A 12,341-nucleotide genomic window follows, 5' to 3' on the forward strand; every position below is an offset into this window, starting at 1 on the left:
ATTCGAACTTGTAAGCGTTGCTTACAGGTTGGGTTCGAGCCCTCAGTTCTTGAGGAGGTCGATCTGGTTCTCGACGTCGGCGGTGACGCTCATGAGGTCGATGCCGTAGGCGTGTGCGAGGCCAGCGATGCGGTCCGAGTTGTCTTCGCCTTCGAGGGCTTCCAGCGCGACGTCGCGGATGGCCTCGTGGTAGGCATCCTTCGAAGCCTGGATGAGCGCAGCGAAGTCGATGGTGCCGGTCGAAGCGAGTTGTGCGAGTGCCATTTTCATTTCCCCTTGTGGTTTCAATCAGGGGTTTCACCCGATTGAGGGGGTGGCCCGGCTGGTGCGCGGAGCATCCAGCCGGAAACCGGCGTAGCCGTGATTACTGACTTCCGGGCAGCTCGAGCATGACGGCAATCCAGGAGAGGTTCTCGTGCTGCTCAAGTGCGGCGTTGAGAGCCTTGGCCATCTTCACGGCCTCTTCGCGACATGCACTGTGACAGAAGATGCCATCGAATTCGAAGGCTTCGGGATTGGCGGTGAGATGTTCGATAACGAACTCCACCGCGTCGTGGCCGTTCGGCTGGCCGTATCCGAGGTCCCAATCGAGGGCTAGGCCGCCGAGCTTCTCAGGCGGGCATTCGGTGACAGCCCGGATGAACTGCCCGAGGCTACGCGTCAGCGTCCAGCCGGGAGGGCAAGGACGCTCGTCATCGAGGAAGATCCGGACGAGGTCGTCCTTGTACGGGCTCGGAGGGGTCTCATTCGCAACTGCCTTGAGCGCAGGCTTCTTTGCAGTGCCCTGGCGTCCATACTGGGTGCGACGGGGCGAATGGCGGAGCTGGTTACGGCCCATGAGATCTCCTTGGGAGGCGAATTATGCGATGGGCAGGATTTCATCCCCATCGTGGCTACATATTGCAGCTGGAAGTTTTCTCTGGATCAAGGGAATATCCAGAAGCACAAAACCCCGCCGGCCGAAGCCGACGGGGTCTTTGTGGAAGCGCGGGTGCGAGGCTTAGCCTTCAGCAGCGGCCGGTGCTTCTTCGCGCGGCAGGCCGATGGCCTTGAGCGTGCCGCCGTCGAACTGGACGGCGAGTTCGACTGCGCGGCCCTTGCGGATCTTGCCGCGGACGGCGTCGACGCACTTGCCGAATGCCATCAGGGTGATTTCGCGCGGTGCGTCCATCTTTTCCGTCTGGTAGGTGGCGCCCTGCGAGACGATGTACTTGCCGTTCTTGCCGTCGCGGGTCGAAACGCTGCCCGGGACGATGGTTGCGGTGAAGATCGGCGAGAAGCTGCGGGCTGCGGGTGCGGTCTGCGTGGTCATGATGTCAAATCCTTGTGACTGTCTGTTTTCATCCTCATCATTGAGGACACCCATTTTTCTGGGTCTCATTGTCGGGATTGGCGCTCGGGCTTCTGTGGCTCCGAGCGTTGCAGCCTCTGGCTGCCTTGGCCTCTCTCTTCGGAGCCCGGCCGTTTACGGCTGGGCGCTAGAGGCGCGCGTTGGATGCGGTCAGCAGACAGTGTGCCGATGGTCGCTTGCGGATCCTGGTCGCCTGTCGAGGTCGACCTATTTCCTCGTGAGATCGGTTAGATCGAACGCAAGAAGCCCCGCTGGCAAACCAGCGGGGCTCTCGGTGCGCGGGTGAAGCCGCCTGAGGTCGGCATGTCGCGCGCTAGCCGGGGTGGGAGCGTGCGGACCGAGCGCAGGGTAGGCTGCCGTGGCGCGGGGTAGCTGGTTGAGGCTTACGCGGCCTTGGCGCGCGGCAGGCCGATGACCTTGAGCGAGCCGCCGTCGTACTGGACAGCGAGGTCGACCGGCTGGCCTTCGATGAGGTGGTCAGCGACTTCGGCGTGCTGGTCTCCGAAAGCCATGACAGTCATGGTCTTGTCGGCCTTGCCGTCCTGCTGGACGGTCGCGCCCTGCATCTTGGCGTAGTCATTGCCGTTCTTGGCAGTGCCGGTGGCGATCGATGCCGGGGTAACGGTCGCGACGAAGATCGGCGAGAAGCGGCGTGCGTTGGTCATGATTTCAAAATCCCTTGTCTGTTTTTCATCTCCCATCTGGGAGCACATCCTTTCTGAAAATTGATTCTCAGGATGCAGACCCGGGCCGTCGGGCTCCGGGAGGGGACGCTATGCGCCCCTGGGATTATGCTGACCTTGGAGGGAAGCTCAGTAGCTGTGGTCGGACTGGGTGAGGCCAAGAACCCGGTCTTCAGCTACCTCTTCGCCGTCGAGTGTGAAGGTCCAGCCGTCAGAGGGACCTGCTATGACGAGGAGGCCCTCCTCACAGGGGATCGAGAGACTGCCGCCTGCGGTGCGGCAGTCAGCCTTGTGTAAGCCAAGGCGTTCTTCGGTCATTGGGCCAGTGCGTTCGGTCATGAGATGCTTTCTTGAAAGTGGCTCAGCGAGGAGGAGTAATATCGTAGCAGGTGATGCCGAGCATCACCGGGTGGATTGCACCGCGCAGGCTCTTGTTGACCGTAAGGTATCCGAGCAGCTTGCCGCCCTTGACGATCATCGGCGGTGTCCGAGTGGTCGGATGGAATGCCGAGCTCTGGCGGTATGGGCTGCCGTATTCGCGATACTCGTTCCAGATCGTGTTGCGATATGGGCTGCCGTACTCGCGATATTCGTTGAAGATGCTCTCGGGATCGTAGGGGCCGGCAATCTTGCCGAGATAGCTCCCGTTGTCGTGGATGATCCGCGCACCGTCGAGAGTATAGCAGGCCTCGGGAGCGCCAGCAGTGACCTGAGCAAGAGCCGGTGAGGCGGCTAACGCGAGTGGAACAGCGCTGAGCGCGAGCAGGAGGCGATGGGTCTTCAAGTCGGTTCTCCGGTAATGGTCGACGGGACTTCTCTGCCCCGGCGATCCGTCGATAGTGAGGGATCGTTTCCCGATGCTTACGATAGAAGAACCTCAGTTCTTCTCGATGATGTCGGTGCCGTACTTGGCCGCCAGGCGCTCGGCAGCGGCGCGGGCCTCGTTTTCGGTCTCGATGTCGTCGACTTCCTCGAAGACCTCGAACGTGCCGCCATCGTCAGGCTCGTTGCGCACATAGGCGGACCAGCTGACAATCTTGTCGGGTTCGTCGGTGTGGGTGAAGCCGCCCGCGCCATCATCAGCGACAGCGTGATAGACAGCATAGACGATCTCGGAGGGTGCTTTGTCGGTCACGCTTTCATCCTTCTCTGAATTCTCCTTGGCTCGAAGAACCTCATTGCCAGATGGGGTCAATTCGTAGCCGAAGACATTGCGCCTGTTCGTCTTGAGCAGGCCTTTCTCGACGAGGGCGACGGCAGCCATGCCCCGGCCCCGGCCGACATACCCCTTGGGGTGCTTGGCTACATTCCGTAGCGCACGCTGTTGGGGCTCAGGCAAGTCGTCGAAGGTGTAGGTCTGGGTCATCGAAACTCTCAGTTTTGCAGCCAGCGGGTGAGGGTGGGATAGGCGCGGACATTCTCGCACATGCCACCATGGACGAGGCCATTGATGCCGAGATAGCAGTTGGCCTTCAGGCCAGCACGGACACTCGCACCTTCTCGGTCGTATTCGTGGTCCTGGATGATGGTCTCATCAGGCAGGCCGCAGGCGAGACCAGCCGCAAAGGCCCATGCAGTGGCTTCGCACTCGCCAGCTTGCATCACGGCGCGGATCTCCGGCGCATCCGGGTCGAAGTCGTCATTGGTCGACTGCTTCTCGACCTCCTCCATCATGTCGAGCTGAACCTGGAGGATGTTGTCATCCGCCCAGCTCCGATACCGCGTGGGCAGGACGGCGAGATGTCCGGCTTCGTGAAGGAGGTCGGAGGCTTCGGCCTTCATCGGGTCGTAGAGCAGCTTGCCCTGCTTGATGGCGGTTCCTTGAAGGAAGCCTGCTGCGCCAGGCTGTTCGACGACGTCGAGACCGATCGAACGCAGGAACTCCGCAGCGATCTCAAGGGGAGACTGCTGCGGAGCCGAGCCGTTGTCACAGGGGAGGGTAAGCGAAGGGGCCATCAGGCGCCGAGATAGGTCGAAGCGCAGTTGGCGATCTCACGGTCTGTTTCCGGGAGCATCATCCAGCCGGCACACATGCTGTCGGAATAGCCCATCCACGCTTGGTAGGCTTCGCGCAGGCTGACCTGGCGGCCATCGGCCATAAGGGCGGCCGCGATGCGGACAATGTCGTCGCGGTAGCTCAAGAGGTCGTTCTCGATGATGAAGGCGTCCTGCGCGCTTGCGTCGGGAAGGCGACTCTTGGCGTAGTAGATGATTTCATCATCATCGTCGTCGGGGACGCGCATCCAACCAGCACACATGCTGTCGGAGTACGAGCGCCATGCGTCGTAGGCTTCGTCCAGCGTAGTCGGGCGGCCCGACGCTGTGATGACCGCGGCGATCTTCTCGATGTCGTGGCGGTGTTCGCGCATCTCTTCAGCGCGCTGCGTGTCTTCGCAGTAGATCATGAGACTAGCTCCGATAGGTGAAATGGGGAGGGGAGAAGAAGGGGCCTCAGGCCGCCAGCTTCTCTTCGGCCTCGTAGCCTGCGATCGCGTCGAAGACGCGGGTCGGCTGGCCGGGGACGCCGAGGTGGGCGATCAGGCTGAGCGTCGTGCTCTCGGGCCAGGCGGCGATGAGCGTGTCGAGGGCAGCATTGGCCTCGTCTGCGCTGTCGTAGGTGACGAAGGCGATGTCGTTCTGGTGAAGCTCGTTCTTCACCTCGAGATCGATGCCTTCGATAGCGTCGTAGCGCATCGAGTTGGCGTTGGAGCCATCGGTGCTGAGGACGAGGATCGGGGTGGAGGTCTTGGCGGCGAGGGCGGCGGCGAATGCGGTCGCGCTGTAGTTGCGATGGCTCATCGTTTCATGTCCTTCTCTGGTATCGAGAAATCGAGCAGATTCATTGATGGGGAACGGAGGGATGAAGGGTGCAGGCGTGATGCAGCCTGCACCCCTGGTTTGGGCGGCGCTATTCGCCGAGGACGTCGCGGACGTAGTCCGAAAGTCCCTTTTCAGCGCTGGCCTTGTCGGCAAAGCCGCCGTGCCAGTCGCACCAAACTTCATCCCAAAAACCCCAGTCGTCGCCGATGCGCCCGACTGGGTCTCCGTCGCGGCCGGTTGCCGATACGAATTCCGGGTGCAGGGTCACCGGTTCGGTCGTCGCGAACTGCTGCATGATCTTCGCCATATTTCCTCCATCTGTGGCTTACCACGATGGGCGAGAAAATCATCCAGACTTTCCTGCGGCTGGTAATTGGCCAGACGCAAAAAGGGCGCGGAACCTCTTGGTTGCCGCGCCCTTCCAACGGGGGTCATTGAGGATAATCCTCAGATGCGGTTGGGGTTCCGCGTAGCGAGAACGAAAAGGCCATAGCCTTTGAAGATTAGAGCAGCGATGAGCATGGTCAGCGCGTTCTTCTCGTGAGGCTCATCAAGCGTGAAGTCGAGGTTCGGAGCGGTGTCGTTGGCAAGCCAGATGAGGGCTACGCTTAGGACCAGGAAGAAGATGGCATCGAAACGCATGTGTGTTTCCTCTCAAGAATTGTTCTACCCATGGCTAGCAAGCCTTGGATTTTCCGGGACGGGGGACCGGGTTTGGATGCCTTGATGGTCGCGAGGTCATCCGTGTGATGAGCATGTCGATCGGCTCGGAGCCGGATTTTGCCGGCTTCCAGCGAAGCTTGTCGTAGGCGGCCTGGATGGCTGCCTGGCTCTCGTCGAGGATCGGGCGCCAGAACCAGAAGCCCGGTTCACCCTCCTCGAGGTCGAGACGCTCATGCTCGAACAGGAGGCATGAGCAATCGGCGAAACGCCAGATGTTGGGGCGGTCGCCTCGGCCCGAAGAGCGCGCCGGACCGCGGTCATGATATTCGCCGTCGGCGATGTAGCTGAGCTCGACCCATGTGCCGTCGCGTGGCGCGGTCGCAATGTCGAGCCATTCGTTGAGGATGGGCGAGGGCATGTTCAGGCCGCCTGCGGAACCAGCGAGCGGATCTCGCGGGCCGCCAGCAGGTCGCTCTTCTGCTGACACCAGTCGGCGAGCGACTTGCGTGCAGCGACGTGCATGAGACCGAGGTTCTTGGTAGCGTAGCCGCCCCAGGATACGTCGCTGGCACCATGACAGCGCGGGGTGGCGCACTTGGTGAACACCTTCCACGAGCGGTCGTCATGGATCGGGCCGATGCTGAGGTTGCCGATGTATCCGAAGCTGAGGCCAAGGTCGGGATACTGGACAGCCAGTTCCTCGACCTGGGTGCGGAGGAGCGTAGCTGCGGTATCTTCGCTCAGCGAGAGCGCGTATTCACGCTCGACAACGGCGTTGAAGGCGGCGTTGAAGTAGTCGATGATCGTTTCGCAATCGGCATCGATCGTGAACTTGTTGCGCATCCCGATAGCGCTGGCCACCATCGGTGCAGCCTTGGCGCTGAGAGCCTTGTAGTGCTCGGGCATCGGGAAGTGATAGGGCGACGCGTAGCTGATCGCCTGGGCGAGGATGTTTTCGAAGGCGCAGGCCTCGCGGCCGGTGAACAGCGAATGCTTGTTGGCGATGAGGCGGGCGAGGTCCGACCACTGGACTTCGGCAACGCCGGTGTGGCCCTTGAGGGATTCGAGAACGTCGTTGGCGAAGTCGGTCATGATCTTTTCCTCTTCTGGATAATTCACATCTCCAGACGGGATGAATTCAGGATAAGCCCCGCTCCCCATTATAGAGGGAACGGGGCCGGAACTGTCGCGTGCGGTTCAGTATCCGCTGGCGCGCGCGATGTCGTAGAGCGACTTCTCGTCGCCCGGCAGCTTGCCCTGCGCGATGCCGTGTTCGTTCTGGCTGAAGCGGGTTCCGCTGAAGTGCCAGACGACCTTGCGGTGACCGGTGGGAAGGACTTCCCAGATGAGGATCTGGTCACGCTTGGGGCAGGGCGAGGAACGCACGAGTTCGCCAGCGATAGCATCGTGGAACTCTGCTTCCTCTTCGGAGACCGGCTCGATGGGGTATTCCGCATCGATAGCTGCCAGGGCGAGATCGAGCGTGTCGTGAACGTCCGAGAGCTTGCCCGTCGCGAAATCGCGGCGGTCTTCGAGGACGTAGACGGTCTCGGTATCGCTGTTGGTGATGCCGGCCAGGTGGTCACGGACATCGTCGAGACGGATTTCATCGTCGCGGCGCTGGTTGATGAGCGCGAGAGCGGCTTCAGCGATCTCGGCGGGCACGTCGACCTTGGTCGGCTTGTCTCCGCGCTTGCCAACCACAACGGGGTTGAGGAGCCAGCCGAGGTAGTCGTTCGGCACGGTGTCGAGGGCTTGGCCCTTGAACTTGCCGAATGGGAGGATGATCGATCCGGACATATTGAATTTCCTTTTCTCGGGAATCTCATGGATCACGATCAAAGGAGTTCATCTTTGCTCAGGCGCGAATGCGTCCTGGTTCAGATGCTCGCCCGAGGGCGTGCATGGCGACTTCATTGCCCGACGTCAGGGCAATGAAAAGGCCCGCTCAGCGACAAGCCAAGCGGGCCTCATTCGGGTTATCGGAGTGACCCGACGCAATCAGCCGGCGCAGCCGTCATTGAAACCGATTGCGCCGCCTACCAGCCGAATGGCGTAGGCGTCATAGAGGCGGACAACGTCACCAAGGGTGTCGATTTTCTCAGGACCGCCCATTGCCGGGCATTCAGCGCGAAGAGCGCTTGCGTCAGCATCCCAGCCCGGCGCAGCATCTTGATGCTGCCAAGCTTGGCCGCCAACGAGCGAAGCGATCAGGAGGGCTAGCGAAATCTTAAAAACGAACGGCATATTCTCTACTCTGGCAAACTTTGCCCAGCCCACTTCAATCTTCTGTATGTCCCTTGCCCCACGCACTAAGCCTGAAGCCCAGAACGACCTTTCTGGTATGTAGCCTTCTGCCCAATAACGCGTGACGAATCAACTTCGTGCAACCTCTACCTTCTTGCCGTTCGAACCTTCCCAGTTGGCACGACCTTTCGTTCTCGGTGGCCAATAAAAAAGCCCGCCCAAGGCTTGCCTGGGCGGGCTGACGATGTTTGTAGATGATAGCCGTCGGGCTATCGGAAATCGAGACTGATAACTGGATCCATGACCCAGCTTACTTAGGCAGCAAGCTGCTCCGAGCCAGCGTCCCCAGCCGCCGTATCCGCATCAGCGGATACCTGCTTTGCAGCTTCGGCAGGACGCTCAGCGTAGGCAGCAGCCGGAGGAATATAATTCCCGATGCCCGATCGGGCCGAAAACTCTTCCGGTGTCATGTCGACACACTGGATCACCGGAATGCAACCCGGGCCGCGCGAGGCAAGGGCCTCCTTGAGCCGCGCGAATTCTGCGTCGGAGTTGCTCGCCTTGGCGTAGATGAGAAGAACGATGTCGCTTTGAAGCTTTGCTTCGACCTCGAAGAGCCAGCGCACATCGGTAATGTCATGCTGAACCTTGAGGACATTGGCCGCACCCATGCTGGCCATGCCGATAGGGTCATTCCGGTCCATCTGGCAGAGGACGATAGTCTTCTGCTCATCGGCATCCGCGCTCGTGAAAGAGTGCAGGATAGCCTGGGCGATAAGGACTGAATGGCGGGGATTGTTCATGACGAAGTCTCCGGTGGGAGGAGGAATGAGAGAGGGAATTCGGCCAGCAGCTATGCTGCTTCGGAGAGCATCTCTTCGATGAGGGCCGATTGACGCTTGGTGGTTTCCGGGGTCATCGTTTCGATGACGAGACGGAAGCCGTCGCCAGCATCCTCGTAAGAGGGATAGCTGGTCAGGAGATCGCGGGGATTGCCACCGAGCTCCGCGAAGAACTTTTCGATCGAGGCCGAGGCGGCATCGCGCGGCTCGCCATGTGCGGCATAGCAATCGCCGAACTGATGCTCTGCCAGCTTCTTGAGGCCAGGAATGACCTTGGCCTCATCGACCTGCGCGAGGTCGATACCGATCGCAGGAGGCGTGTCGACGAGGAAACGATGAAGTTCGATGTGGATGTACATGATTGTCCTTGTCGGTCGCTTAGACGAGCTGGAGCTTGCTGATCTTCGGGTTGTGACGCGATTGGCGCGGCTTGGTCACATGAGCGTAGAAGGTCGCGTTCGGGTTTTCGTCGAAGAGCTTGATGTCTGCTTCGTCGAAGATGACCAGAGGCCCGCAGATGGCCTCTTCGTTCTGAACCGTGACGACGAGCATCTCGCCGGTTCGGACGTTCTGCCGATATTCGACCTTGATGATGCCGCTGATCTCACCGGGCACGTCGAGGCCTTGGAATATCTGGCGACGGCGCGGCGCTGCTCGAGCCGTATCGACGGGAGGAGTTGGGTCCTGCTCGTGCTTCATCGGTGTTTCGAATCCCTCGAAGCCACCGAAGATGCCCTCAAAGGCATTGGCGAAAGCATCCTTGGACGATGCAGTATTCGGTTTGAGGTAGGCCTCAAGGAGGTCGGACCATCGCACGCCCGCGGCGCGCATGGCCTTGTCGGCGACATTGAAGGCGACGTCGGCGCCCTGGTCACCACTGTCGATGCGTTCGAAGACCGCACGCAGCGTATCGGGCTTTTCGAGTAGACCGGCACTGGCCATTATTTCCTCCCATGAATTTCTCAACCTGATGAAGTCAGGCCATTGAGGAGCCCCTCACGCGAATGGTCGTGTAAAATCCCTGAGGATGCAACATCCTCAATCATCCAGAATTTCCCAGAGCGCGATTTGCTAGGGAATGAAGCCGAAGGCAAGGGAAAACCCTCACCCGGGGTGGGGTGAGGGTTCCTGAGTCCTGGGGTCGGGACTGATGGCTTAGCTCGGTTGAACCGAGAAGTAGCGGTGCTGCGATGCAGACTGCTGCGCTGGCTCAGCGGGCTGGATACAGCCGTTGTAGCTCTTGATCGCGCAGGTAGCGGTATCGAACTGGTGGTTGATCATCTCCGAGACGTGGCCGAGGCCTACAAGCAGGCCGCCAGCGAGGAGACAGGGGAGAATTGCACGTTCGAGCATTTTTCATCCTCTTTCTAGCTAACGATGAAAGCTCATCGAAATCTTCCCCTCCCTTGTTCGCTCCTTCAGCGATAGAAGATGTGCGTGCCCAGCTGCGCCTGACGGCTGAAAGCCGTGCGCCAGCGCGGAGACACGTAATCCGCGTGAAAATAGAGAGCCTCGGAAGCTGGAGTTTCCCAGAGGCCTTCACGCGCGATGAAGGAGATCGCAACCGCGCGCCGCCAGGCGAGAGTGTTGCGTGCAGGCGCAGGTATGCGGCCGTTGCGTACGAACGAAAACTGACTGGGCTGCGTTACGACAGCACAGATGGTGGAACGCCAGCCGCGGTGCTCGGCGCGGTTGAGGATGACCTCGGCCACAGCAAGCTGGCCAGTGAGGCTCTCGCCGCGAGCTTCGAAGTAGATCGCGCTGGCGAGACAATCGCCCTCAGCGGTGCGGATCTGGCGGCTGGTATGAACATCGACGAGTTCATCGAGCGAGGCAGGGACCGGGACGACCTCCATCGTGAGGGAGGCGAGGTCAGCCTGGTCGAGAGAGTTGGTGCCAGCGTCGAGCTGGTCAGCAATGATGGGCATCTGCTCCGCAGGAGCTGCGGCAGCAGCGTCAGAGAAGCCAGTGATGGAAATGGCCGAGACTACGGCGAGAGCAATCGAGAGAATTGCGGTGGGGACAGAAATCTTCTTCATTGGGCAAAGCCCCAATGCGGTCGACCGCTCGTCGGCAGGGGGTCAATGACCCAGCCACCGGGAGGAGCCGCCCGACTACGCTCCTGCCCGAAAATACGGCAGGCCGGCGCGGATAGCGGAGGCGGTTTGCCGTTTTCTTCAAACAACAGAACCTGCCCATTCGGTCTCAGCGAATGCATTAGGGAAATTATACAGGACGTCCCAATCGCTCACCACAGGCGAGCGAGGATTTTTCAGGGATGTATCAAGGGCTCAAAGTCAGCCCTGGAGGGACGTTCAATCCTCTACCAGTTCCGGCTCTTCGAGCAGGTGAGGGAGAGGTAAATCAGCAAGGCCCTTGAGGATATGCGAAAGGGCCGCGTCTTTGGGAAGCGTCTCTGGCTCAACGATGCAATCGTCCTCGTCGAGAGGCCCGAGCCAGTAGTGCATGATGCTCTCAGAAGCGCTGAAATGCAGCTTCACGACAGGCGGGAAGAGCTTGTCGATCGCGGCCTTGGTTTCAGGCGAGAGGAAATCGAACCGATGACCTCCGACGATCTGATGAAATTCAGATGCCGCGTAGGGCTTGCGCTGATTGACGCAGACGGTGAACTTCTCGTCTTCCGAGAATTCGATGTAGGCGTGGACGAGGGCGTTGAGCACACGAAATGCCTTCGTCTCCTTGCGGCTGACCTCGTCGAGGTAAGCCTGTCCGATATGGCCTTCAGCGGTGAAAGCGCGAGAGGTGAAGTCCTGCCATCGCTCGATTACATCGAGTACGTGGTCGAAGTCGCTTACGTCGAACTTCACCCCTTCAGGGATGACCTCATGGACGACGTAGTCGGAAATGGCATTGCTGTGGACCATCTTGCAGCGAAGAACAGGAGCGAAGATGCCGTCCATCTCGACAATTGAGACGCGCAGTTCGCGGTAAACGGGAACTGTGTCTCCAGAACCCGGGTCGATCTCGTCTTTGAGCGGCTGGCGATAGAAGGCCTCGTCGGATCCGTCGACGAAACCCTCTTCGGTTCGCTCGTCGTTTACGGTGGCGAACATTTCGCTCAGACGCTGGCGATATACTTCGAGATTGAACTCATCAATTCCGTGAAGGTATAGGAATGGATTAGGCGCAGTTTTCGCCATGAAGTTTGCCTATCATGCTGTTTGCCAACGCAGAACTCGGTGGCATTTCACATACTGAAATAGGCATAAAAAGGGGGGCTTGTATAGACCCCCTTAGCCATCTGCAGGATGGCGCGAAGAATTCATTGCGCGCCAAAGAGATGGGTGAACCGCATCACGGTAAGACCATAGGCCCTTGCGACGAATTCGTGGAGCAAGGGAGAGCAAGAGGCCAAGCTTGCCTTCAGGCCAGCCGTGACCGAGCCGGATCATCTGCCAGGAAAGCGGTTTCCCGTCGGTCAGGCAGCTGGCGAGGAGACGCTGGTAACGGTCGCGGCTGGGAAGCCAGAGGCGAATGGTGCGACCCTCAAGGAGGCGGACAAGCGCGGTTCGAGCCTCGCGGCCGCCCGGCTGGCGGTATTCCGGGGCATCGAAGCCCTTGAGGCGGATACGCTCCGTGCGTCCGCGATAGATGCCTTCCAGGCTATCGCCATCCACGACCCTGGTGACCTCCAGCCGATGAGGCCAGAGGGCATAGCCGATTGCAGCGGCGATCAGGGCGGGGATGACGTAGATGAGCATGATTTCCTCAATC

At 60.1% G+C, this 12,341-nt stretch carries 23 protein-coding genes; all 23 read right to left on the reverse strand.

The window, feature by feature from the left end:
* Positions 1–42 precede the first annotated feature (42 nt).
* The 23 genes from DVR09_RS15460 to DVR09_RS15570 all read right to left on the reverse strand — a co-directional run bounded on the left by DVR09_RS15460 (position 43) and on the right by DVR09_RS15570 (position 12,328).
* Complete coding sequence (locus tag DVR09_RS15460) at positions 43–264, reverse strand: hypothetical protein (protein WP_115418163.1); 222 nt, start codon at positions 262–264, stop codon at positions 43–45.
* A gap of 100 nt (positions 265–364) precedes the next feature.
* Entirely contained in the window at positions 365–838 is a 474-nt protein-coding gene (locus tag DVR09_RS15465; RefSeq protein WP_115418164.1) for a cyclic-phosphate processing receiver domain-containing protein, read from the reverse strand.
* 162 nt (positions 839–1,000) lie between these two features.
* Entirely contained in the window at positions 1,001–1,312 is a 312-nt protein-coding gene (locus tag DVR09_RS15470) for a hypothetical protein (protein ID WP_115418165.1), read from the reverse strand.
* A 422-nt stretch (positions 1,313–1,734) separates the two neighbouring features.
* Positions 1,735–2,016, reverse strand: a complete 282-nt coding sequence (locus DVR09_RS15475; protein ID WP_115418166.1) for a hypothetical protein — start codon at positions 2,014–2,016, stop codon at positions 1,735–1,737.
* 147 nt (positions 2,017–2,163) lie between these two features.
* A complete protein-coding gene (locus tag DVR09_RS17285; RefSeq protein ID WP_162815027.1) occupies positions 2,164–2,373 on the reverse strand; it encodes a hypothetical protein in 210 nt (69 codons plus the stop codon).
* Positions 2,374–2,395: 22 nt separating this feature from the next.
* The gene (locus DVR09_RS15485; protein WP_115418168.1) at positions 2,396–2,818 is read right to left on the reverse strand and encodes a hypothetical protein; all 423 of its coding nucleotides are present in this window, start codon (positions 2,816–2,818) and stop codon (positions 2,396–2,398) included.
* Positions 2,819–2,911: 93 nt separating this feature from the next.
* Entirely contained in the window at positions 2,912–3,400 is a 489-nt protein-coding gene (locus DVR09_RS15490; protein WP_115418169.1) for a hypothetical protein, read from the reverse strand.
* An 8-nt stretch (positions 3,401–3,408) separates the two neighbouring features.
* Complete coding sequence (locus tag DVR09_RS15495; RefSeq protein WP_115418170.1) at positions 3,409–3,990, reverse strand: hypothetical protein; 582 nt, start codon at positions 3,988–3,990, stop codon at positions 3,409–3,411.
* Positions 3,990–4,439, reverse strand: coding sequence for a hypothetical protein (locus tag DVR09_RS15500; protein WP_115418171.1), 450 nt, complete (start codon positions 4,437–4,439; stop codon positions 3,990–3,992). Before DVR09_RS15500 ends, DVR09_RS15495 begins: the two co-directional genes overlap by 1 nt.
* Positions 4,440–4,485: 46 nt before the next feature.
* Complete coding sequence (locus tag DVR09_RS15505) at positions 4,486–4,833, reverse strand: RNA-binding protein (RefSeq protein WP_115418172.1); 348 nt, start codon at positions 4,831–4,833, stop codon at positions 4,486–4,488.
* A gap of 109 nt (positions 4,834–4,942) precedes the next feature.
* Complete coding sequence (locus DVR09_RS15510; protein ID WP_115418173.1) at positions 4,943–5,161, reverse strand: hypothetical protein; 219 nt, start codon at positions 5,159–5,161, stop codon at positions 4,943–4,945.
* Positions 5,162–5,301: 140 nt separating this feature from the next.
* Positions 5,302–5,496 (reverse strand): hypothetical protein, encoded by a 195-nt coding sequence (locus DVR09_RS15515; RefSeq protein WP_115418174.1) that lies wholly within the window; start codon positions 5,494–5,496, stop codon positions 5,302–5,304.
* A 34-nt stretch (positions 5,497–5,530) separates the two neighbouring features.
* Positions 5,531–5,935 carry a hypothetical protein gene (locus DVR09_RS15520; protein WP_115418175.1) on the reverse strand — a complete coding sequence of 135 codons (405 nt, stop codon included), beginning with the start codon at positions 5,933–5,935 and terminating at the stop codon, positions 5,531–5,533.
* Between the two features lie 2 nt (positions 5,936–5,937).
* Positions 5,938–6,609, reverse strand: coding sequence for a hypothetical protein (locus DVR09_RS15525; RefSeq protein WP_162815028.1), 672 nt, complete (start codon positions 6,607–6,609; stop codon positions 5,938–5,940).
* Positions 6,610–6,714: 105 nt separating this feature from the next.
* Positions 6,715–7,317: a DUF3820 family protein gene (locus DVR09_RS15530; protein WP_162815029.1), complete on the reverse strand. Its 603-nt coding sequence runs from the start codon at positions 7,315–7,317 to the stop codon at positions 6,715–6,717.
* A 201-nt stretch (positions 7,318–7,518) separates the two neighbouring features.
* Positions 7,519–7,797, reverse strand: coding sequence for a hypothetical protein (locus DVR09_RS15535; protein WP_162815030.1), 279 nt, complete (start codon positions 7,795–7,797; stop codon positions 7,519–7,521).
* Positions 7,798–8,078: 281 nt separating this feature from the next.
* The gene (locus DVR09_RS15540) at positions 8,079–8,567 is read right to left on the reverse strand and encodes a hypothetical protein (RefSeq protein ID WP_115418179.1); all 489 of its coding nucleotides are present in this window, start codon (positions 8,565–8,567) and stop codon (positions 8,079–8,081) included.
* 50 nt (positions 8,568–8,617) lie between these two features.
* Entirely contained in the window at positions 8,618–8,965 is a 348-nt protein-coding gene (locus tag DVR09_RS15545; RefSeq protein WP_115418180.1) for a hypothetical protein, read from the reverse strand.
* Positions 8,966–8,984: 19 nt separating this feature from the next.
* Positions 8,985–9,548, reverse strand: coding sequence for a hypothetical protein (locus DVR09_RS15550; RefSeq protein WP_115418181.1), 564 nt, complete (start codon positions 9,546–9,548; stop codon positions 8,985–8,987).
* A gap of 213 nt (positions 9,549–9,761) precedes the next feature.
* On the reverse strand, positions 9,762–9,959 hold the full coding sequence (locus tag DVR09_RS15555; RefSeq protein ID WP_115418182.1) for a hypothetical protein: 198 nt from the start codon (positions 9,957–9,959) through the stop codon (positions 9,762–9,764).
* A 65-nt stretch (positions 9,960–10,024) separates the two neighbouring features.
* Complete coding sequence (locus tag DVR09_RS15560; RefSeq protein WP_115418183.1) at positions 10,025–10,645, reverse strand: cell wall hydrolase; 621 nt, start codon at positions 10,643–10,645, stop codon at positions 10,025–10,027.
* A 276-nt stretch (positions 10,646–10,921) separates the two neighbouring features.
* Positions 10,922–11,767, reverse strand: coding sequence for a hypothetical protein (locus DVR09_RS15565; protein ID WP_115418184.1), 846 nt, complete (start codon positions 11,765–11,767; stop codon positions 10,922–10,924).
* 93 nt (positions 11,768–11,860) lie between these two features.
* On the reverse strand, positions 11,861–12,328 hold the full coding sequence (locus DVR09_RS15570; protein ID WP_115418185.1) for a thermonuclease family protein: 468 nt from the start codon (positions 12,326–12,328) through the stop codon (positions 11,861–11,863).
* Between the last annotated feature and the right edge of the window lie 13 nt (positions 12,329–12,341).

This window comes from Erythrobacter aureus (genome assembly GCF_003355455.1).
Taxonomy (GTDB): domain Bacteria; phylum Pseudomonadota; class Alphaproteobacteria; order Sphingomonadales; family Sphingomonadaceae; genus Qipengyuania; species Qipengyuania aurea.

Excerpts from the sequence above, each read along its gene's own strand:
- DVR09_RS15520 (WP_115418175.1), bottom strand. The coding sequence starts at position 5,935 with ATGCCCTCGCCCATCCTCAACGAATGGCTCGACATTGCGACCGCGCCA.
- DVR09_RS15560 (WP_115418183.1), bottom strand. The coding sequence starts at position 10,645 with ATGAAGAAGATTTCTGTCCCCACCGCAATTCTCTCGATTGCTCTCGCC.
- DVR09_RS15510 (WP_115418173.1), bottom strand. The coding sequence starts at position 5,161 with ATGGCGAAGATCATGCAGCAGTTCGCGACGACCGAACCGGTGACCCTG.
- DVR09_RS15505 (WP_115418172.1), bottom strand. The coding sequence starts at position 4,833 with ATGAGCCATCGCAACTACAGCGCGACCGCATTCGCCGCCGCCCTCGCC.
- DVR09_RS15515 (WP_115418174.1), bottom strand. The coding sequence starts at position 5,496 with ATGCGTTTCGATGCCATCTTCTTCCTGGTCCTAAGCGTAGCCCTCATC.
- DVR09_RS15565 (WP_115418184.1), bottom strand. The coding sequence starts at position 11,767 with ATGGCGAAAACTGCGCCTAATCCATTCCTATACCTTCACGGAATTGAT.
- DVR09_RS15550 (WP_115418181.1), bottom strand. The coding sequence starts at position 9,548 with ATGGCCAGTGCCGGTCTACTCGAAAAGCCCGATACGCTGCGTGCGGTC.
- DVR09_RS15465 (WP_115418164.1), bottom strand. The coding sequence starts at position 838 with ATGGGCCGTAACCAGCTCCGCCATTCGCCCCGTCGCACCCAGTATGGA.
- DVR09_RS15470 (WP_115418165.1), bottom strand. The coding sequence starts at position 1,312 with ATGACCACGCAGACCGCACCCGCAGCCCGCAGCTTCTCGCCGATCTTC.
- DVR09_RS15525 (WP_162815028.1), bottom strand. The coding sequence starts at position 6,609 with ATGACCGACTTCGCCAACGACGTTCTCGAATCCCTCAAGGGCCACACC.
- DVR09_RS15490 (WP_115418169.1), bottom strand. The coding sequence starts at position 3,400 with ATGACCCAGACCTACACCTTCGACGACTTGCCTGAGCCCCAACAGCGT.
- DVR09_RS15475 (WP_115418166.1), bottom strand. The coding sequence starts at position 2,016 with ATGACCAACGCACGCCGCTTCTCGCCGATCTTCGTCGCGACCGTTACC.
- DVR09_RS15545 (WP_115418180.1), bottom strand. The coding sequence starts at position 8,965 with ATGTACATCCACATCGAACTTCATCGTTTCCTCGTCGACACGCCTCCT.
- DVR09_RS15530 (WP_162815029.1), bottom strand. The coding sequence starts at position 7,317 with ATGTCCGGATCGATCATCCTCCCATTCGGCAAGTTCAAGGGCCAAGCC.
- DVR09_RS15555 (WP_115418182.1), bottom strand. The coding sequence starts at position 9,959 with ATGCTCGAACGTGCAATTCTCCCCTGTCTCCTCGCTGGCGGCCTGCTT.
- DVR09_RS15500 (WP_115418171.1), bottom strand. The coding sequence starts at position 4,439 with ATGATCTACTGCGAAGACACGCAGCGCGCTGAAGAGATGCGCGAACAC.
- DVR09_RS15495 (WP_115418170.1), bottom strand. The coding sequence starts at position 3,990 with ATGGCCCCTTCGCTTACCCTCCCCTGTGACAACGGCTCGGCTCCGCAG.
- DVR09_RS15540 (WP_115418179.1), bottom strand. The coding sequence starts at position 8,567 with ATGAACAATCCCCGCCATTCAGTCCTTATCGCCCAGGCTATCCTGCAC.
- DVR09_RS15460 (WP_115418163.1), bottom strand. The coding sequence starts at position 264 with ATGGCACTCGCACAACTCGCTTCGACCGGCACCATCGACTTCGCTGCG.
- DVR09_RS15570 (WP_115418185.1), bottom strand. The coding sequence starts at position 12,328 with ATGCTCATCTACGTCATCCCCGCCCTGATCGCCGCTGCAATCGGCTAT.
- DVR09_RS17285 (WP_162815027.1), bottom strand. The coding sequence starts at position 2,373 with ATGACCGAACGCACTGGCCCAATGACCGAAGAACGCCTTGGCTTACAC.